Consider the following 20,106-nt stretch of genomic DNA (forward strand, 5'->3'; position numbering starts at 1 on the left):
CTCACAACACCTGCTTTACCAAACTCATAATATATTCTAAATTTTTAGTATCAGACACAGTTAATTCATAATCACCCGTCGCCCAATGACCAACATTAGAAACGTCTTTTGTTAATTTTTTAGGATCGTCAAGATTGCCTTTTTTAGCATTAATCCAAATTTTTAATGATTTATTTTGTAAGTGTATAGAGACAATATTATTTTTACCTTGTTTAAATGCGATATAAAGTTTTTTAGGTGAGATTTCTAGATCTGTCGATAACGCTAAAATAGCATTCTTAAAGCTTTCATAAAGCTCTAGAACATAATCTGATTTATCATTCAAATGGTAGTCTTCATCATATACAACTAACTCTTTGGTTACTTTATCTAATGCCGAATCTTTCGCATGTTGCACTTGTTTAATACTTGGTGCTGATTTAGAACGTTTAATAGGGTTAATCGAAATTAAGTCATTATCAAACCGTTTAATTTCCCATAGTTCTATGGCTAAATCTTTAAAGTTAGTCGATTGTTTTTGATAATCAGTAAATGCAGGGGAAACAAAAATAATTTTACTTTGCGACCAATCAATTTGATGACGTTTTAAATTCGCTTGGCAAGATTCATTATACTCGACAAGGAAATCAGCCTGATAATCCAGCATAAGATTTAAGTAGGTCACACCCTGATCGATAACACTAAAATTACGTTCACGTTTATATTCAATAATGACAAATGCATTTGCTTCGGTATCATAAGCCAAGGTATCAATGCGGTAATCTTTTATTTTGAATTCAGATTTTACAAAGGTTAAATTACCAATAATATCTAAATTATGTTCGAATAATGACTGGATCTCTTTTTCTAGTTTGAACGGCTTTTCTTTTAAGATAGTCAATTTGTGGCTTTTATTTGCGAAAATTTGCATTATTACTTCCTAATCAATCACATCACTTTTCATAGAATAAACGATTTCGTATTTTTTTGCATTATTTATAAAAATAAAGATATTATGAATATCAATCCAATGATCCCCCTAAATTAAACAGTAAAAAAATAAGCATTTTTTGCCCCATTAATCAGATGATTATCGTATAGAGATTTGTATTGGGTTCGTCACGCCACCTATACATGTAAAATCAATGATCGCTAAAAAATCTGAAAGATAACCTACATGGTTGTTAGAGCAATTTGTATCACACTTTATAAACCAAAATTTGCAATCATTAAATTGACTCATTTCGTCTGGAGTGTGTTGTGACCAGTGTTGATATCCAAATAACCATAGCAAATAATACAAATAGTCCTGCGAAAAGTGATTAATCGAACGGATTATAGCGTTATATCTGTTTTTTTCTAAATCGGTAAATTGCGTTTCAGCCCCCGGGTTTAATCGCTTTTCATATTTTTCCATATGTTTGCGGGTTCTCGATAAAGCATCGAGTTCTGCCCGACCATTTATTATACTGTTATGTTTAAAAGCTTTGACATCGTAATATTCTTCGGTTTTAAAAATCCCTTTTTCTTTATTTTTTTGTTTCAGGTGATTACGTTTTTCTTCATCTGTCATCGGAACTTCAAAATATCCCTTTGATAGTAAGTTTTTTGTTCTTGGCCAAGTATGAGTTTGCTCGTACGCTCCTATATTGGTTTTTGATATATAGTCATATTCTGGCTCTTCTTGTGCTTTTGATAATTCTATTGCTTTGATTTGATTGCGATATTTATTTATCAATGATAACGTTTTACGTTTATGCAGTGTTTCTTCTTTAAAATAATCTGCATTTACTCCGGCAGCCAACGTCGCATTATAATAGTAATCATAATCTTGGCTTATCATTAGGTTATTTGAATTTGGGGATTGATTGACATTTTCATCATTGGTCTCTTCATGACTTATTCTATCCACACGTTTAGACCCCAGAATTTTGTTGAAATGTTCTTCAATTTTTTGGTTATAAATCTCTTCGGATTTAATCACCAGTTGCGCTATGGGCTCAATCCTTAATTGTCGTTGTAAGCTCAGTTCTTCCGCTATACCAAATGTATCTTCCACAACCACAACAGGGACTTTGTATTGACGCGTTTTTTCTAATTTCTCAATTTGCGCATCTAAGACAAAGCTTGTCTCTAAAAACTCTTTACTATTTGTCTTTGACCGGTCTCGTAATGAGTTAAATTTGTGGGCTGTGATAAAGTTTTTCGAACTTAACAAACGTTTTTTACCATCATGTGTGATGATAAATCTGGGATCAGCAGCCAGCTCCAATAATGAATTATCGGATTTGAGTTTTTTAAACTCAAAACTTCGCTTGCCCTCGTCAGTTAATTTGTTTGGATCTTTGTATGCTTCTTGATTCAGGTTAATTTTAGTAAAACGTTTTATCGCTTGTTCTAAAAAATCTTGTTCTCCCAATGTTCGCTTGTCGAAGCATCACCGGTTGTCTAGGTCGACTTACTCTTCGAAGCTGATTCAATAATGATACTGGATTCATTCATTAATTTTAGGTATTTTTCTATTGTGCTGTTTTTACCTTGAGACCAGGCTCGACGAGTGTAGGCAATATAGGCTTCGCCTTCATATATTGTGGTGTCAATATTGATAAAAGAACCGGGTATATGGTGATTGCCACCTTTAGTACACGCTTTAGGGATCTCGTTTATGTTTCGCTCTTTTAAGTCAGTAATGGTTTTATGGCGAAATACGCCTGAAGGCGTCACTTCATATCCTAAAAACTCCCACCCATTCGTTTTATGTTTGAGTAAGATATAAACGTAACCGACGCGTAAGGTTCGATAGACATATTTATGGCTGACTAAGCCAATGGGTGGCTCTCGATTGTCTTTCAATAATTCAATGGTTTCACCCATAATTTGGGCTAAGTTAAAATTTTTATTAATCGGCGCTTTTCTGACCAGAAAAATGGGAAATCCTTTACGTTCGCAAACGCCACAACCTCCATTGGCTAAAGCTGATTGAGAATCCTTGCCATACTTAGTTGCTTCAGCATAAATAATGCGATCTTCGAGTTCAGCGGCTTGTTCTTCTTTTGTAGTTTTGGTGGTTGTATGCTTTTCCATTTAATTCATTCCAATTTTTTATTAATATTTCTTTTTACTCAAATTAATGTGAGTTATTTCCGCTTGATAAATATAAAAATATTTATTTTGCGATATTTAAATAAGATATTGTTAAAATTGAAGCGATGAGTGTGAAGTTTACAATGTGGCAGGTTTGTACCTATTAATATATCTGACCTTAAGGCAAGATATTATGATTTATTTTGTATTCACAAATGAAGTTTACTTGATTTAATATTAAATTAAAACACAATAAACTAACCATTTTTCGATCTTTTCAGTTACTGCTTTCAAATTTATGTAATTTTATATTTTAGATATTTTTTAAAAAAATTAACAATATCTAAACATAAAATTACTCTTTTTAACCATTTTGCAATAGTTATTTTAGAGAGTAACGCTATGAAAATTCATTAAATTTAAATGCAGTAACCTAGTTAAACTTTATTTCCCAATACAAAACGAACTGAAGATACGACCTAATAAATCGTCGGAAGTAAATTCGCCAGTGATTTCACTTAGCGCTTCTTGGGCAAGTCTAAGTTCTTCGGCAAGGAGTTCGCCTGCATGGAAAGCCGTCAGTTGGTACTTACCATTGTTGAGGTGTTCTGACGCTTTTTCCAGTGCTTGCAGATGTCGTCGACGCGCTAAAAAGCCGCCTTCAGTACTACTGGTAAAGCCCATGGCTTGTTTTAAATGGTCACGCAGTAGTGTTACGCCGTCCCCTGTTCGTGCGGAAAGTTGGATAAGTGAGTAACCATTGACTTCACTATAACCTAATGCTTCGCCAGTTAAATCTGCTTTGTTACGTATGACGGTGACAGGCATATTTTTGGGTAAACGTTCTATAAATTCTGGCCATAACTTTTCGGGATTGGTTTCGGTTGTGGTGGTACTATCGACCATAAATAGTACCCTATCTGCTTGTTCAATTTCTTGCCAAGCACGTTCAATACCAATGCGTTCAACTTCATCACTGGCATCACGTAATCCTGCGGTATCAATAATATGTAAGGGCATACCATCGATATGAATATGTTCACGTAATACGTCACGCGTTGTGCCTGCAATATCGGTAACAATCGCCGCATCACGACCAGCCAACGCATTAAGTAAGCTTGATTTACCTGCATTTGGGCGACCGGCTATTACCACTTTCATTCCTTCTCGTAATAGTGAGCCTTGTTTCGCTTCTTGGCGAACTTCGTTTAAGCGAGTAATCACTTCATTAAGTTGTGCTTCTATTTTGCCATCTGATAGAAAGTCGATCTCTTCTTCAGGAAAATCTATTGCGGCTTCAGTAAAAATGCGTAAATGAATTAATGATTCAACTAATTCATTAATTTTTTTCGAAAAGACGCCTTGCAAGGATGATATCGCTGATTTTGCAGCTTGTTCAGAACTTGCATCAATTAAATCGGCTATGGCTTCGGCTTGGGCTAAATCTAATTTATCATTTAAAAAAGCACGCTCTGAAAATTCACCCGGTTTTGCAATACGGACGTTAGCAATCTCTAATACCCGTTTTAAAAGCAAATCTAAAATGACAGGCCCACCATGCCCTTGTAACTCTAGTACATCTTCACCCGTAAATGAGTGAGGATTAGGAAAAAATAGCGCTATTCCTTCGTCTAAGGTTGTACCGTCAGAAGCTAAAAAAGGAAGATACTCAGCATAGCGAGGTTTTGGTATTTTGCCGAGTATCGCTTGTGCAACGGTTTGCGCCTGTGGCCCCGAAATTCGCAAAATGCCCACACCACCTCGACCAGGTGGTGTTGCTTGTGCAACAATTGTATCTAATTTCATATATGTTTATAGCTGATTTAAATTTGAATGTTTAATAATAGCATGGACGCACGGCAAAAACATTAAGGACTATAGGTTTTGCCGTTATTCTTTTATAATTTTAGTGACAGGATAAGTCGGCTAATTATTAGTCGTTATTTGGATGATCGAATAACCATGAATTTGCCAATGCTAGGGGTTCTCTTATTAGTGCAATATATTTATCTCCATTTCCCCAGCCTAATGGCGCCGATAAACCTGATATTTCGTTAAAGCCTGAACGTTTAGCCAGCATTAGCGAACGCAGAATATGAAAATCATTGGTTACCACAACTGTCTTACCTAACGGCAATACACGATTCGCATAGACAAATTGTTGAGCCGTTCGAGTCGATTTATCTTCTTGGTAAACACGTTTTGGGTCAATACCCTTATTAATTAGATATTGTGCCATCACACTCGCTTCGGTTGCAGACTCATTTTTACCTTGTCCCCCACATACAATAACTTTCGTTCGTGGATTACGTTGTAAATAATCGAAGGCAATATCTAAACGTTGAGCTAAACTGTAATGAGGAACAGCAGGCGTACCAACAACTTGTGCACCTAATACAACTAAGGTATCAGCATCTGGTGTCGGATCTTGTTTAGAATAAAGATAAATAACGATGTTAGTTATAACAAAATAAGTAAAGATTAACACTAAGCCGTACTTAATTAATTTAACGATCATTTATTATAACCCCTATTTTTTATAACAATGTTCAAAATGGTCATTGACTAACCCCATTGATTGCATAAAAGCATAACAAATCGTTGAACCAACAAAAGAAAAGCCTCTCTTTTTTAAAGCTTTTGACATATTATCAGAAATATCGGTACTAACAGGCACTTCACTAATATCCTTGTAGTGATTGATAATCGGTTTACCGTCGACAAAAGACCAAATAAATGTCGAAAAATCTTCATTATTTTTTTTCATTGTTAGATAAGCCTGTGCATTTTTTATAATACTATTAAGTTTTAATCGATTTCGAATTAATCCTTTATTTTCGAGTAAACGTTCAACATCTTTTTGGGTTAACGTAATAATTTTTTCTGGGATAAAATCAAAAAAACAGCGCCGATATTCTTCACGCTTTTTCAATACCGTGATCCAAGATAATCCGGCTTGTTGTCCTTCTAAACAGATTTTCTCAAATAATCTGAGGCTATCATACTGGGCAACACCCCATTCGTTATCGTGATAATTTATATATAAAGGATCATTTGAAACCCAGTCACAACGTATTATTTCTTGAACTGTCATTTAAATTTTATCCTAACAAATTGGTTGTATTATGAATAACTTTGTCTTCATTTACAAAAAAGGAATTTCAATATTATAAGATTAATATCGAAATTACTAAATAAAAATTGTTGTCAAAACAATATGATGATTCAATCTACCTAAGCTCGATTTTTAAAAATGGGGCATATCATTTTTAAAACTAAAATATATTCTTTCCTACTAAAACTAAAAAATTAATAACAAGTTTACTTTACCCGCTTTTTTACTAGTTATCCTATTATTTTTAAATAACATGAATCATAAAGTATTCAATTTTAAATTAAGATTCATACTTCAAAACAACTTGGTTTAAATAACTAGTTAAATCATTTATATAATTTAATAATCAAAATGTTACCTACTGTTTTTTTTGAAATTTTTTTGATATTCCTTCCGCTTTTTTAGAATATTTTTTGTTCACCCCATTAAAGTGTGATTAAGATCACAAATTTTAAAAATACCCCTCCTTTTGCAACGTGATCTTGATCACGTTTACTGACTTTTTCTAATGAATCCACGCCATGAACGTATCTAAAATAGTGTTAATTCAATGACATCAATCAATAAGGAAGGTAACGAAAATGAGTCGTTCAAACATAAAAGTTAAAGTCCAAAATTTTGGGCGTTTTTTAAGCAATATGGTTATGCCAAATATTGGCGCATTTATCGCATGGGGGTTGATCACCGCTATTTTTTTATACAATGCAAGGGATCCCAGTGCTGGGGGCTGGTTTCCAAATGAACGTGTATCAACATCGTTTATTGGACCGATGATCACTTATTTACTGCCACTATTAATTGGTTATACCGGCGGTAAACTCATGTATAACGACCGTGGCGCCGTTGTTGGTGCGATTACGACTATTGGCGTAATTGTCGGGTCATCTATACCAATGTTTTTAGGCGCAATGATAGCTGGTCCTTTAGGCGGCTTTATGATCAAGCAATTTGATCGCTTAATAGATGGTAAGGTTAAAAGTGGTTTTGAGATGTTAGTCAATAACTTTTCAGCTGGCATTCTTGGTATGATGCTTGCACTAATTGCTTATTTTGCAATTGGTCCAGCCGTGGCTTGGTTAACCAATATATTGATTATCGCCGTCCAATTTATGGTTGATCATGGATTATTGCCACTCACCTCTATTTTGGTCGAACCGGCTAAAGTTTTGTTCCTCAACAATGCCATTAATCATGGTGTCTTTACCTCATTGGGTGTGACACAAGTAGCAGAAACCGGTAAATCGATTTTCTTTTTAATTGAAGCCAATCCTGGTCCCGGTTTAGGGCTTTTACTGGCCTATATGTTTTTTGGTAAGGGTGCCGCAAAAGGATCGGCTAGTGGTGCTGCGATCATTCATTTTTTTGGCGGAATTCATGAGATCTACTTTCCCTATGTGTTAATGAATCCCCGCTTGATTATTGCCGTTATTATGGGCGGAATGACCGGAATATTCACGTTAACAGTTTTTCATGCAGGTTTAACAGCTCCAGCTTCGCCCGGTTCGATTTTTGCTGTAATGAGTATGGCAAAAGGTTCCTATCTTGGCGTAACGCTTTCCGTCATGGCGGCGACGGCTGTCTCTTTTGTTATGTCATTGATTTTATTAAAAACAACCAAAACATCGTCTAAAAGTCTTGATGATGCAAAATTAAGTCTCTCAAGCATGAAAGATGAGGCTAAAGGAAGAAAAAATGAAACGTTTGATCTAACTAAAGTCAAAAAAATAATCGTGGCTTGCGATGCAGGCATGGGCTCAAGTGCAATGGGTGCCGGTGTTTTACGCAAGAAGATTGAAAATGCCAACTTGGCAATCAATGTTAGCAATCTAGCCATTAATGATCTGCCCGATGATGTAGATATCGTCATTACGCATCAAGATTTAACGCACCGAGCCAGACAGTATGCCCCCAATGCTTGGCATATATCGTTAACTAACTTTTTAGATAGTGAGTTATACAGTCAATTAGTCGACCAACTTAACCACGCACTAGGAATTGAACAAAAGATAACGACAAAAAATCCCCCCCAAACTTCCGATAATTCCCCTCTCTTCCAATTAACCGACAAAAATATTTTTTTAAATTTAACCGCCAAAACAAAAGAAGAAGCAATCCGTTTCGCCGGTCAAAAATTAGTAGAAAATGGCTATGTTTCCCCTGCCTACATTGAATCGATGCTAGAACGTGAAAAACTGACCTCAACCTATTTAGGTGAATTTATCGCTGTCCCTCATGGCACCATTGAATCTAAAGACAGTGTAATTAATACAGGTATCGTATTTTGCCAATACCCCTCAGGTGTTCAGTTTGGTGATAACAAAGAGGATTACGCCAAAATTGTTATTGGGATAGCTGCACGTAACAACGAACATTTGGACGTGATTGCAAAGCTGACCAACGCTCTCGATAACCCCAATACCATTACAAAACTCACAACAACTCACAGCGTGAAAGAGGTTTTAGCCTTATTAGGCTAATGCTGTTTTTGTACGCCTTACGTTTAGATAAGAAAACTCGAACATTATTGAAACTCACAAGATATAAGGTATAAATTATGAAAGCATTACACTTTGGCGCGGGTAATATTGGACGCGGTTTTATTGGTAAATTATTATCTGATGCAGGATTTCACGTCACTTTTGCTGATGTCAATCAGCAAATTATTGATGAATTGGCACATCGTCATCAATATTCGGTCAATGTAGTTGGAGAAGAAGCAAGTACTGAGATAGTCTATCACGTCGACGCCATTAACAGTACATCACCTAACATTTGCCACCACATTGCAACGGTTGATTTAATTACAACCGCTGTTGGTCCACAAGTATTGAATAAGATTGCCCCAATTGTTGCTCAAGGTATTTTGAAAAGATATCAACACGATAATCAAGCGCCGCTAAATATTATTGCCTGTGAAAATATGGTTCGTGGTACTACTCAATTTAAGCAAGCAATCTTTGCACAATTACCTGAAACCTTACATCAATGGGTAGAAACACATATTGGTTTTGTTGATTCTGCGGTCGATCGCATTGTGCCGCCGACCCTATCACCATCAGGTGATATATTAGCCGTAACGGTTGAAACCTTTTCAGAATGGATCGTTGATAAAAAACAATTTATTGGTACTATTCCGAATATAGCCGGTATGGAGCCTGTCGATAATCTTATGGCTTTTGTTGAACGTAAATTATTTACGCTCAATACCGGGCATGCCATTACGGCCTATTTGGGCTTTTACTACAATTTCGCAACTATTCGTGATGCAATATTGAATGAGCAAATTCGTTTCATTGTTCGTGGAGCAATGGAAGAAAGTGGGCAAGTATTGATTCATCGCTATAATTTTGATGATCAAAAACACATGGCATATATCGAAAAGATTTTATCCCGTTTTGAAAATCCCTATTTACACGATGATACCGCCAGAGTTGGACGTCAACCCATACGAAAATTAGGAGCAAGTGATCGTCTCATAAAACCGCTACTTGGCACATTTGAATATCAGATTAACAATTGTAATTTATTGATTGGTATTGCTGCTGCCCTTAACTATCGGAATAATGATGATGAACAAGCAGTGCAATTAGCAAAACAGATTGTTAATCATGGAGTGATACCCACTTTTTGTCAAATTTCGGGCATTGATAGTCATAATCCAGTTGTTCAACCAATCGAAGAACTTTATACTGCAATGCAAAATCATCAATTTTTATTAAAAGATGTCGGATAAAAGGCTACAAGAAGATAGAATCCTAGAAAAACTCAATCAGCAAACTGATATTCACAGTTTGCTGACTGTCGCCATAAAACTGATCAACAAAAGTGTGAATCGGTTGATTCTCAACATTTTTTGTAAGGAACCCCATGCCATTAAATTTGTGATTCCTTCACTTATTGGTAAAAATGGGCCTTTAAATGATACATCTGTTTGTTTAAAATTGCTTTTTGCTTTGGGCATTTTAAGCCGTGCAGATTATGAAGATATCGAATTACTTATTGCCATTTTAGATGAGCTGGATCTTAGTGATAAACACTATCATTATAGTGATGACGAGATTCTTGGACCGATAAGCTTATTACATGATATGGTGTTACCGCAAAATTGGGTGTTACAACAAGATCAAGTTGCCGAACTCGGGATTGTCGATAATTTTAAATCATCCATTTTACAAAATCGTTATCAGCAAATGATCCGTTCAGCGCTGATTATTGCGATCACCGATCTTATACTTCGAATTAGTAATAAACCCAAACATAAAGATCATGATTAACTGTCTATTACCGACTTTTTAACGTAAAAATTATTTTAAGTGGGTAAAGTTAGCGGTAATGATCGGCTTTATTTCCCACTCTTTCATTTAGTCGGTATAATGCCACCATTTTATTGTAAATTGGGTTATTCATGAAAACGTTATTTGCCAGCACCTCGCGCGGACTTGAGGAGTTACTTAAGAAAGAGTTAGAAGAGTTAGGCTCGATCAATTGTAAAGTTACTCAAGGTGGTGTCTATTATGATGCCGATGAAACAACGTTATATCAGTCTTTATTATGGTCTCGTTTAGCATCACGCATTCTATTACCTCTTGCTGAATTTGATATATATAGTGATTTGGATCTCTATTCTTGCGTTTTTAATCTAAAATGGACTGATATTTTTGCCGTCGATAATTCATTTGTCATCAATTTTGTCGGGGTAAATGATTTTATCCGTAATAGTCAATATGGTGCATTGAAAATCAAGGATGCAATTGTCGATCATTTTGTCCGACAAACAAATACACGTCCTAATGTTGCAAAACACGATCCCGATATTCGAATTCATGCTTATCTTCATAAAAATCGTGTTACGCTATCCCTTGATTTAAGTGGAGAGAGCCTGCATCAACGTGGTTATCGTCAACAAACAGGTCAAGCACCACTAAAAGAGAGTTTAGCGACAGCAATCATTTTACGATCAGGCTGGCAAATTGATGAACCGCTACTTGATCCTATGTGTGGTTCGGGTACATTGTTAATTGAAGCAGCCATGATTGCAGCTAAAATCCCACCAGGATTTCATCGAAAACAATGGGGCTTTTTAGCATGGAAAGGGTTTAATCCTACACTTTGGAATGATCTGCTATTAAGAGCAAAACAGAATATTTGCCACCCCAAAGGCGTTTTTATTGGTTATGATAATAATGCAATAGTGTTGGAACGTGCACAACAAAATGCACGTTATGCAGGCGTGAGCGATTATATTAGTTTTGCCAAACAAGATGTAACTCAATTAATCAATCCACTTTCATCCGAATCATCAGGCATGATTATCAGCAATCCGCCTTACGGTGAGCGTTTAGAAAGTGAACCTGCACTCATTGCCCTACATACTGCGTTAGGTCAACTTATTAAACAACATTTTGGTGGTTGGCGCCTATCACTGTTTAGTGGAGCCCCACAACTATTAGATTGCTTACAAATGCGTGCAGATAAGCAATTTAAGGCAAAAAATGGCCCACTGGATTGTGTGCAAAAAAATTATGTCATCGCCAAACGTGATAACACGCTACCGGTTTCTAATCCTAATTTACCGGCAGCGGATTTTGCGAATCGATTACGTAAAAATAAGCAAAAACTGGAAAAATGGGCTACTCAAGAGCAATTGGAATGTTATCGTCTTTATGATGCTGACCTGCCGGAATATAATGTTGCCATTGACCGTTACAGAGACAAAGTTGTCGTGCAAGAATATGCAGCCCCCAAAAATATTGATCCTCAAAAAACACGGCAACGGCTATTTGATATCATTAATGCGACTATGTCTGTATTAGAATTAACAGCCGATCAACTGATCTTAAAAACTCGGGAAAAGCAAAAAGGTAAACAACAATATCAAAAACTTGCTCAAAAGCAGGATTATTTTTTAGTGCATGAATACCCCATCAATCACCGTAAAACCCAATTTTGGGTAAATGTGACTGATTATTTAGACACAGGCCTGTTTTTAGATCATCGCTTGGCACGTAAAATGATAGGTGAAATGAGTGATAATAAAGATTTTCTTAATCTGTTTGCTTACACAGGAACTGCCACCGTTTACGCAGGGTTAGGCAATGCAAAATCAACTACCACCGTGGATATGTCACGTACCTATTTGGAATGGGCAGATCGCAATTTAAAACAAAATGATTTAACGGGTAAAAAACATCGCTTAATTCAAGCTGATTGTTTGCTCTATCTTGCACAATGCAATGAACAGTTTGATCTCATTTTTATCGATCCCCCGACATTTTCAAATTCTAAACGCATGAATGAGACATTTGATGTTCAACGTGATCATCTTAAGTTAATGAGCGATCTAAAACGATTACTAAGACCAAATGGCGTTATTGTCTTTTCGAATAATAAACGAGGTTTTAAAATGGATGCGCAAGGTATGCAAAAATTAGGCTTAACCTTTCAAGAAATCACTAATAAAACACTATCATTAGACTTTAAACGCAATAAACAGATTCATTGTTGTTTTATTATTAAACATAATTAATAGCCATTGCAAGTTGAATGCTTCTTATACAGTGATTCTGAAAATTAAAGCTACTTAAAGGCTGATTATTTTATTCAAAAATAAATTTAGTCAGCCTCTAATTTTTTATTATTACCCACCGTTTAATTCTTGGTTCATCTATTAATAAAATTTTTGAAATCAGAGTATTATATTTTAATACTTATAAATAAGCTTGTCAGTTAATACACCAAAACAGGAGAATTACGCATTAAATCCCATTGCCATTTAAAAAATGAATATCTGTTACCTCGATATTTGTTATCATCTGAATTTGATAGAACATAATTTTTTTCAATTTTAATTGAAACTCTTTTGAAACTATAATCCATAATATTTTCCGTATATCCTTGATAAAAGACAAAATCATTGGAGACTTCTGAATAAATATTAAAATTATTTAATTCAAATTGATTAAATAAACGTTCAGTTATTGGTGGACTCGATACTTGTTTTTCGAAAATATGATGTAAAGTCAGTGAATGCCCTAGTTCATGTTGAATTGTGCAATTATCTTTTAGCGAATTTTGGAAATAAATACTATAACCGTGGTATAACATCTTTTCTTCAATTGTTATACCTTTATGGTTCATTTCCTTAAAATCTTTTATAGTTAAACCTCCAATCCTTCCATTCAATGGATTCACGGTAACAAAAAATAACGTTACGATATGATTCTGTGGATTACTTTGTTTTTCGTTGAAAGAATTGAGAATTTCTTTATATACCTTATAGTAATGTATTATCCTAAAAAACACATATTTATCTGGTGATTTATTTTTACTCACCTTCTTCGACATAAGAGCTTTATTTTTAACATTATCTAAAAAAGATTTTAGTTTACTATTCTGCGGATTTTCTTCAGAAAATTTTAGCATATCAAATTCCTCAATTGATGTTATTTCGGGTTTGATTAATGCCTGATTGAATGTTTTATTGCTTAATAAACTATTAATTGATTTCACGTAATCTGGACGAATCTTATTTCCTTTTTCATCTTTTTCTAATATCACACTCACTAAATTAATCTTTAATTTAGGTATGATATTATTTTGATAAACCATGAGTTTTCCTACTTCAATTTCAGTATCACCCAGTTTAGCAAATACTTTTATTTCCTCGTGAGTATCCAAAGTCCCTCCCTGACAAATGACATTCACCGCATTTTCAATTTCATAATAATTGACCTTTTCTTTGCTATATTGATCCAAGATTCTGGTTTTTTTTCCTTGTGCTATGAATTTTGAAATTGGAATCTGAGTTGGATTTACCTTTAAACAAGACTTTCCCGGTTTTAAAATTATCTCCGTATCATCATCATTGATTGAGTCAATTTCATCTAATTGAAGATTGAGATCAACGCCTTTATTGTGCATTGAAGAATTTGCGTTTCCTTCAATATTACAAGCATAGATAGCAAGCCAAGCAGGATAATAATCTTTGTTGTAGGGTTTTATAGGATTTTTGACATCTTTTAAATATTCTTTTTTTAGAAAATAGGGTTGTTGACATAAGGGAGTATATTTTTTTATGTATATTAAATTTCTAAATTGATCTTCTTTCAGATCAACAAATTCTATCGGATAAATATACTCATCTCGTAACCAATCAAAACCATATTGACCTTGATACGGTGCATTATTTTTTTGTTTTATGGTAGCAGGTCTTCTAAAATGAATAGTAAATTTTTTTAAACATGATGTGGTCAAATCATCTATTAATGAACTTGTTTTTGGAAAATCGCAAAATGTTGTTTTTGCAATATCTTTAATCATAAATTTCCCCTTTAAGTTAATATTTTAACATAGAAGATTTACGCATTTTATCCCATTGCCACTTATAAAATGAATCCATTTTTTTGTCGTATTGATTATACCCTTGAACTAATTTATTTGAGGGTAATTCTTTATCTATGTATTTAAAACCATAATCCATAATATTTTCCGTATAACCCAGATAAAAAAGAAAATTATTAGAAGTTGAAGGTTCATCTTTTGGTTTTTCGAAGAGATGGTGTAACCTCATTGCATGGCCTAGTTCATGTTTAATTGCAATCGCATCACTAAAAGCTCTTTTGAAGTAAAAACAATATGCTTGGTATAACTTTTCTTCTTCCCTAGTTACATCATTATTATGTTTATCGTAAGGATAATTGTAAGTCCCTCCACTCAAAAATTCAGTGACCGGATCTAATCCAATAAAAAATATCGTTAAACTATCTTCATTATAAATATAACTATTAATATCTTTTGAAGATGCGTTAACTTCTTGAAATTTTCTATAATAATCCATTACTATTTTCCAGATATAGTCTACCTCTGAATTGACTTTTTCATGCGGTATTTGCTCCTTTGCCATTTTTTCTCTTTCTGCAATCCATCTCAAAAAAGTTTGGAGTTCATCCTTAACTTCTAGTTTATTTACAAATTCAAACATATCAAATTCTTGTACTGCTGATAATTCGCTTTTGATCAATGCTTGAGTTAAGACTTTATCATTTAATAAATGATTTATGGCACTCATATATTCTGGACGAATCTTATTTCCATTCTTATCTTTTTCTAATACCACACTCACTAAATTAACTTTTAATTTGGGTATAATATTATTTTGATAAACCATCAATTTTCCAACTTCAATTTCAGTAGACCCCAGTTTAGCGAATACTTTTACTTCCTCGTGAGTATCCAAGGCTCCTCCCTGACAAATGACATTCACCGCATTTTCGATTTCATAATAATTAATCTCTTCTTTACTATACTGATCTAATATTCTGGTTTTTTTTCCTTGTGCTATAAATTTTGAAATTGGGATCCGTTCTGGATTTACCTTTAAACAAGACTTTCCTGGTTTTAAAACTATCTCGGTACCGTCATCAATGATTGAGTCAATTTCATCTAATTGAAGATTAAGATCAACACCCTTATTGTGCATTGGTGAATTTGCATTTCCTTCAATATTACAAGCAAAGATAGCAAGCCAAGCAGGATAATAATCTTTGTTATATGGTTTTATGGGATTTTTTACATCTTTTAGATACTCTTTTTTAAGATCATAGGGCTGTTGACATAGCGGTGTATATTTTTTAACAAAATCCCAGCTTCTATTTGGCGAGAAAATTTCTTTCATTTCAACAAATTCTATAGGATAAGCATATTCATCTCGTAACCAATCAAAACCATATTCCCCTCGATAAGGTGCATTATTTTTTTGTTTTATCTTAGCTGGTCTTCTAAAATGAATGGTAAATTTTTGTAAACATGAGGCGGTCGGATCACCAATTAATGAACTTGTTTTCGGAAAATTACAAAACAATTTTTTTGACACTTAAATAACCATTAATAACCAGTAAACTAATATTTCAACAGTGAAGATTGACGCATTGAATCCCATTGCCATTTATAAAATGAATCCATTTTTTTTGCGTATTGGTTTAATACATGAGTATATAAAGTTGAAAATTGCTCAGGTTTAGCATTTACTGTTTTAAAATTATAATCCATAATATTTTCTGTATAACCCTGATAAAAAATAAAATTATTGGTTATTTTACTATAAATGTTAAATTCATTTAATTCAGAATGATAGAATTGACTTTCAGAAATTGATGTTTTGTCTCTTAATTTTTGGAAGATATGGAGTAAACCCATGATATGTCCAACTTCATGTTTAATTGAGAGAGCATTATTAAGCCCACTTTTGAAAAAAAAACAGTAACTTTGGTATAACAATTTCTCTTCTTTCGTTACTCCAACATAATGTTTTTCATTAGGAGAATTAATCGTTAATCCAGCTACATCCCCATCTAACGGATTTAATCCAACAAAAAATATCGTTACACTACCTTCATTTTGAGAAGTAATAAGCTGACTATATTTTCTGTAAAATTTCATTATATTTTTGCTAATATATTCTGCTGCATTCATTCCATTCGGCATTATTCCCAATTTCATGACTTTTTCGTTTTTAATTAACGTTATAAAGTCATTGAGATCCGTTTCAAAACTTAGTGTTTGGGCTAATTCAAGCATATCAAACGCTTCTACTGCTAACAATTCGAGATTGATCAATGCCTGAGTTAATATTTTTTCATTTTTTAAGTGATTAATAGCGCTCTCATAATCAGGAATAATCTTATTTCCATTCTCATCTTCATCTAATACCACACACACTAAATTAACCTTTAATTTAGGTATGATATTATTTTGATAAACCATGAGTTTTCCTACTTCAATTTCAGTATCACCCAGTTTAGCAAATACTTTTATTTCCTCGTGAGTATCCAAAGTCCCTCCCTGACAAATGACATTCACCGCATTTTCAATTTCATAATAATTAATCTTTTCTTTGCTATATTGATCCAAGATTCTGGTTTTTTTTCCTTGTGCTATAAATTTTGAAATTGGAATACGCTCTGGATTTACTTTTAAACAAGGCTTTCCCGGTTTTAAAATTATTTCGGTACCATCATTAATGATTGAATCAATTTCATCTAATTGAAGATTGAGATCAACGCCTTTATTGTGCATTGGAGAATTTGCGTTTCCTTCAATATTACAAGCATAGATAGCAAGCCAAGCAGGATAATAATCTTTGTTATAGGGTTTTATAGGATTTTTTACATCTTTTAAATACTCTTTTTTTAGAAAATAAGGTTGTTGACATAAAGATGTATATTTTTTAACAGACACCCAATCTCCATTTGACGGGTAAGTTTCTTTCATATCAACAAATTCAATCGGATAAACATATTCATCTCGTAACCAATCAAAACCATATTCCCCCCGATAAAGTGCATTATTTTTTTGTTTTATCTTAGCTGGTCTTCTAAAATGAATAGTAAATTTTTTTAAACAAGAAGCAGAATAATTCTCGACAGCAGAAGTAGTTTTTGGAAATTCAATGATAGATGTTATTTGCATTCTAAAACTCTTTTATTTAAGCTTGGCTCATTTCATTCGTATTAATTTTAATCAGCAATGGCAACCAATTGAACTGAAAACAAAACCTTTCATAGATAGTATTGAATCTTGGTGAGTCATTATTTCCTTCAAATTCCTTTATCAGGTTCTTTTCGGTACCTATTACAAAAGGGTCTTCATCAAAATAGCTACCCAATATAAACATTAATACTATACTTGTCGTAATTTCTTCGGGATGATTCATATGCAAATGTTTTTGAGCTCTATCAAGACCAAATGTTAATAATTTTTCAAAATCATCTTCTTTTGTTGCTTCAAACTTAGCTTGAACGATTTCATTCAATGAATTAACAACCTCCTGTTTTATATTATCTTTATTGATATCAGCAGGAGCTATTGATGTAGAATGTTTTAGTGGTTGCCTTTTCAAATAATCATCAAGTTTTTTAAAAATTTCACCTTTGTTACAGAGTCCTTCTCCATACGATTTTTCTAAAAAAGGGATAACATCAAAATACAACACCTCTGCTATGGTTAGTTCAGTAAAATCATGATAATCATCAAATATTTTTTTTATCCAACTATATTGAGGATCATCACGAAACTTTGCGCCTAACAAAATCATTAAATCAATATAGAATCGAGTTGTATCTTGTTGGGTAAACCCATTTTGTTTAGCATGATTTAAACTTAATCGTAAAATATTTTTGAGCGCTGTAGAGCCAACTGCTTCACGCAGATAAGCATAGTTTGTTTGACAATGGCTAACCAGTTTATCCAGATAATTCTCAATGGATTGTTTTTTTAATATGACATTGACTTTATCATCAATCTTTAACGGCATAATGGTTATCCTTATTAAAAAATAGGTATTGATCATCACAAAGTATTGCCCAACTTTCTATCTTTTCGAGATAATAGCTAATATTCTTATCAGCTTTGAATAGCTCTAACATATTATTGAAACAACGAGGATCATAAAATCTTAAGAAATATTTTTTACCTTGTTCGTTTTCTGCAAAAAGCAGTTCTTTTAAATAGTCTTGTAAAGAAAAGAAAGATGCTTTACTCCACAACCACAATACAGAAGGTTTTTCAACTTGGGCAATTAAAATTTCATTAATAATATTTTGATAACTAGGCTCATATTTTTCTATCTGTATTAATAAGGGGCCTGCTTCTGACGATTTAACGTAAGGCGTATTTGCTAATAAAGAGCAACAAATTAGATTGGGATCTTTGATAAACATTTTGTAAAAACAACTATCAAACTGTGCACAGTCAATAATTGCATAACAATAGATTTTTTCTTCAACGTTTTCCGTAGATAAATCATCTAATTCTTGTTTAAGATCATCGATAATATCTTGCTTTTTAGGAAATTCAGGAAGGGAAACTTTATTATCATTCATCATTCAATCTCCAACATAACTTCGCCAAGACGAGCCGCCCTTCTTAAGCATTCGACACAAAGCGAAGTTTGAGGAATATCAGCAAAATGAGTTTCTTGCGTATTAATATTAATACTCGCTGGCCCCATTTTCTGAAATAAACCACTTTTTAATAGGATATTGCCTTTAGTGCCTAATTCAATGCCATTACTATTTATTTTAATATAAGAACCACCACTGATTAATGTGATATCACGTTGAGCCGTTAAAATAACAGAGTCATCAATACTACTAATTTGAATTTCATTTTTTGCAGTAATTGCCATCTCATCATTTTGAGCTTCAATTTCAACTTTTCCTTTTGATGCAAACAGTTTTATACCCATTTTATGAGCAAAAAAACTTAACGCTCCACCAGCGGCCAAAGTAATTTTTTTAAGTACACTAATATCAGTATTATCCTCGGCGATAATCGAAACATTTTTACTGGTTGATAATTGAATATTTTTAGGGCTTGTTAATCCAATACCTTCTTTAGCGTACCCCATTATTCCACTTTGATTTAACTGAGTAAGAGTATTTTTAAGTTCTGACTGACTTTCAAGTTCGGCTGCATGGGCTTTGGAAGCCTGAACAGCTTGTTGTAATGACTCTGCAATTGAAAAAGCATTATTTAGTTGTGCGCTTGCCCCATCCATATCAAGTTGTTTAGCTGTTGCATTAGGTTTGGTTTCGGTTGTTATATATAGTCCTTTTTCAGCAGATATCGCTCCCCATTCATCCGTTCTCAGTTCAAACCCTTCACCACGTTTAGTTTTTTCGCTGTCAACTAAATGCCCTAAATTAAGCTGGGTTTTACCGTATTCGGTCGCCAATTTAATGTGTTCTTGTCCACGTTTATCATCCATACGCAATTTGTTATTGGCAGGTGTTCGAATAACATTACGATGTTTGTTGGCGGTTGCTACATGGTCTGGATGGGTACTGTCATGCATCGCATGAGCTATATAAGGTCTATCGGGATTACCATTCGTGAAGCCTATCGCGACTTCTGTTCCATCTATTAATGGA

Annotated in this window: 16 protein-coding genes; 4 read left to right on the forward strand and 12 right to left on the reverse strand. The window is 33.8% G+C overall.

Annotated features, from left to right (window positions below; translation table 11 throughout):
- Window position 1: 1 nt before the first annotated feature.
- The 6 genes from ACKJXD_RS09675 to ACKJXD_RS09700 form a co-directional block, all read right to left on the reverse strand.
- Window positions 2-910, reverse strand: a complete 909-nt coding sequence (locus ACKJXD_RS09675; protein ID WP_430876176.1) for a DUF5655 domain-containing protein — start codon at window positions 908-910, stop codon at window positions 2-4.
- Window positions 911-1,069: 159 nt separating this feature from the next.
- The gene (locus ACKJXD_RS09680) at window positions 1,070-2,398 is read right to left on the reverse strand and encodes a hypothetical protein (protein WP_430876177.1); all 1,329 of its coding nucleotides are present in this window, start codon (window positions 2,396-2,398) and stop codon (window positions 1,070-1,072) included.
- Window positions 2,399-2,427: 29 nt separating this feature from the next.
- A complete protein-coding gene (locus ACKJXD_RS09685; protein ID WP_430876178.1) occupies window positions 2,428-3,063 on the reverse strand; it encodes a toxin VasX in 636 nt (211 codons plus the stop codon).
- Between the two features lie 444 nt (window positions 3,064-3,507).
- A complete protein-coding gene (mnmE, locus tag ACKJXD_RS09690) occupies window positions 3,508-4,869 on the reverse strand; it encodes a tRNA uridine-5-carboxymethylaminomethyl(34) synthesis GTPase MnmE (RefSeq protein WP_220215660.1) in 1,362 nt (453 codons plus the stop codon).
- Window positions 4,870-4,996: 127 nt separating this feature from the next.
- Entirely contained in the window at window positions 4,997-5,581 is a 585-nt protein-coding gene (locus ACKJXD_RS09695) for a YdcF family protein (protein WP_430876179.1), read from the reverse strand.
- 12 nt (window positions 5,582-5,593) lie between these two features.
- A complete protein-coding gene (locus tag ACKJXD_RS09700; protein WP_430876180.1) occupies window positions 5,594-6,157 on the reverse strand; it encodes a DNA-3-methyladenine glycosylase I in 564 nt (187 codons plus the stop codon).
- A gap of 602 nt (window positions 6,158-6,759) precedes the next feature.
- Here ACKJXD_RS09700 and ACKJXD_RS09705 point away from each other — a divergent pair.
- The 4 genes from ACKJXD_RS09705 to rlmKL all read left to right on the forward strand — a co-directional run bounded on the left by ACKJXD_RS09705 (window position 6,760) and on the right by rlmKL (window position 12,704).
- Window positions 6,760-8,655 carry a PTS mannitol transporter subunit IICBA gene (locus tag ACKJXD_RS09705; RefSeq protein ID WP_430876181.1) on the forward strand — a complete coding sequence of 632 codons (1,896 nt, stop codon included), beginning with the start codon at window positions 6,760-6,762 and terminating at the stop codon, window positions 8,653-8,655.
- Between the two features lie 77 nt (window positions 8,656-8,732).
- The gene (locus ACKJXD_RS09710; RefSeq protein WP_430876182.1) at window positions 8,733-9,911 is read left to right on the forward strand and encodes a mannitol-1-phosphate 5-dehydrogenase; all 1,179 of its coding nucleotides are present in this window, start codon (window positions 8,733-8,735) and stop codon (window positions 9,909-9,911) included.
- Window positions 9,901-10,452, forward strand: coding sequence for an MltR family transcriptional regulator (locus tag ACKJXD_RS09715; RefSeq protein WP_267351673.1), 552 nt, complete (start codon window positions 9,901-9,903; stop codon window positions 10,450-10,452). The genes ACKJXD_RS09710 and ACKJXD_RS09715 overlap by 11 nt, the downstream gene beginning before the upstream one ends.
- 131 nt (window positions 10,453-10,583) lie before the next feature.
- Window positions 10,584-12,704 carry a bifunctional 23S rRNA (guanine(2069)-N(7))-methyltransferase RlmK/23S rRNA (guanine(2445)-N(2))-methyltransferase RlmL gene (gene rlmKL / locus ACKJXD_RS09720; RefSeq protein WP_430876183.1) on the forward strand — a complete coding sequence of 707 codons (2,121 nt, stop codon included), beginning with the start codon at window positions 10,584-10,586 and terminating at the stop codon, window positions 12,702-12,704.
- Between the two features lie 200 nt (window positions 12,705-12,904).
- On the opposite strand, the gene ACKJXD_RS09725 is transcribed toward rlmKL, so the two are convergent.
- From ACKJXD_RS09725 to ACKJXD_RS09750, 6 genes are all read right to left on the reverse strand, one after another.
- Window positions 12,905-14,497 carry a hypothetical protein gene (locus tag ACKJXD_RS09725; RefSeq protein ID WP_430876184.1) on the reverse strand — a complete coding sequence of 531 codons (1,593 nt, stop codon included), beginning with the start codon at window positions 14,495-14,497 and terminating at the stop codon, window positions 12,905-12,907.
- A 16-nt stretch (window positions 14,498-14,513) separates the two neighbouring features.
- Window positions 14,514-16,049, reverse strand: a complete 1,536-nt coding sequence (locus ACKJXD_RS09730) for a hypothetical protein (protein ID WP_294826964.1) — start codon at window positions 16,047-16,049, stop codon at window positions 14,514-14,516.
- Between the two features lie 26 nt (window positions 16,050-16,075).
- The gene (locus tag ACKJXD_RS09735; RefSeq protein WP_430876185.1) at window positions 16,076-17,644 is read right to left on the reverse strand and encodes a hypothetical protein; all 1,569 of its coding nucleotides are present in this window, start codon (window positions 17,642-17,644) and stop codon (window positions 16,076-16,078) included.
- Window positions 17,645-17,660: 16 nt separating this feature from the next.
- The gene (locus tag ACKJXD_RS09740; protein ID WP_294826959.1) at window positions 17,661-18,488 is read right to left on the reverse strand and encodes a hypothetical protein; all 828 of its coding nucleotides are present in this window, start codon (window positions 18,486-18,488) and stop codon (window positions 17,661-17,663) included.
- Window positions 18,472-19,059, reverse strand: coding sequence for a DUF4123 domain-containing protein (locus ACKJXD_RS09745; RefSeq protein ID WP_430876186.1), 588 nt, complete (start codon window positions 19,057-19,059; stop codon window positions 18,472-18,474). Before ACKJXD_RS09745 ends, ACKJXD_RS09740 begins: the two co-directional genes overlap by 17 nt.
- Window positions 19,056-20,106: DUF2345 domain-containing protein (locus tag ACKJXD_RS09750; RefSeq protein ID WP_430876187.1), on the reverse strand; the 1,051-nt coding region annotated here is incomplete at its 5' end. The genes ACKJXD_RS09750 and ACKJXD_RS09745, both read right to left, overlap by 4 nt.

Origin of the sequence: Gilliamella sp. G0441 (assembly GCF_050589305.1) — a bacterium.
Taxonomy (GTDB): domain Bacteria; phylum Pseudomonadota; class Gammaproteobacteria; order Enterobacterales; family Orbaceae; genus Gilliamella.

Coding starts and splice junctions, on each gene's coding strand:
- ACKJXD_RS09675 (WP_430876176.1), bottom strand. CDS start 910: ATGCAAATTTTCGCAAATAAAAGCCACAAATTGACTATCTTAAAAGAA.
- ACKJXD_RS09685 (WP_430876178.1), bottom strand. CDS start 3,063: ATGGAAAAGCATACAACCACCAAAACTACAAAAGAAGAACAAGCCGCT.
- mnmE (WP_220215660.1), bottom strand. CDS start 4,869: ATGAAATTAGATACAATTGTTGCACAAGCAACACCACCTGGTCGAGGT.
- ACKJXD_RS09695 (WP_430876179.1), bottom strand. CDS start 5,581: ATGATCGTTAAATTAATTAAGTACGGCTTAGTGTTAATCTTTACTTAT.
- ACKJXD_RS09700 (WP_430876180.1), bottom strand. CDS start 6,157: ATGACAGTTCAAGAAATAATACGTTGTGACTGGGTTTCAAATGATCCT.
- ACKJXD_RS09705 (WP_430876181.1), top strand. CDS start 6,760: ATGAGTCGTTCAAACATAAAAGTTAAAGTCCAAAATTTTGGGCGTTTT.
- ACKJXD_RS09710 (WP_430876182.1), top strand. CDS start 8,733: ATGAAAGCATTACACTTTGGCGCGGGTAATATTGGACGCGGTTTTATT.
- ACKJXD_RS09715 (WP_267351673.1), top strand. CDS start 9,901: ATGTCGGATAAAAGGCTACAAGAAGATAGAATCCTAGAAAAACTCAAT.
- rlmKL (WP_430876183.1), top strand. CDS start 10,584: ATGAAAACGTTATTTGCCAGCACCTCGCGCGGACTTGAGGAGTTACTT.
- ACKJXD_RS09725 (WP_430876184.1), bottom strand. CDS start 14,497: ATGATTAAAGATATTGCAAAAACAACATTTTGCGATTTTCCAAAAACA.
- ACKJXD_RS09735 (WP_430876185.1), bottom strand. CDS start 17,644: ATGCAAATAACATCTATCATTGAATTTCCAAAAACTACTTCTGCTGTC.
- ACKJXD_RS09740 (WP_294826959.1), bottom strand. CDS start 18,488: ATGCCGTTAAAGATTGATGATAAAGTCAATGTCATATTAAAAAAACAA.
- ACKJXD_RS09745 (WP_430876186.1), bottom strand. CDS start 19,059: ATGATGAATGATAATAAAGTTTCCCTTCCTGAATTTCCTAAAAAGCAA.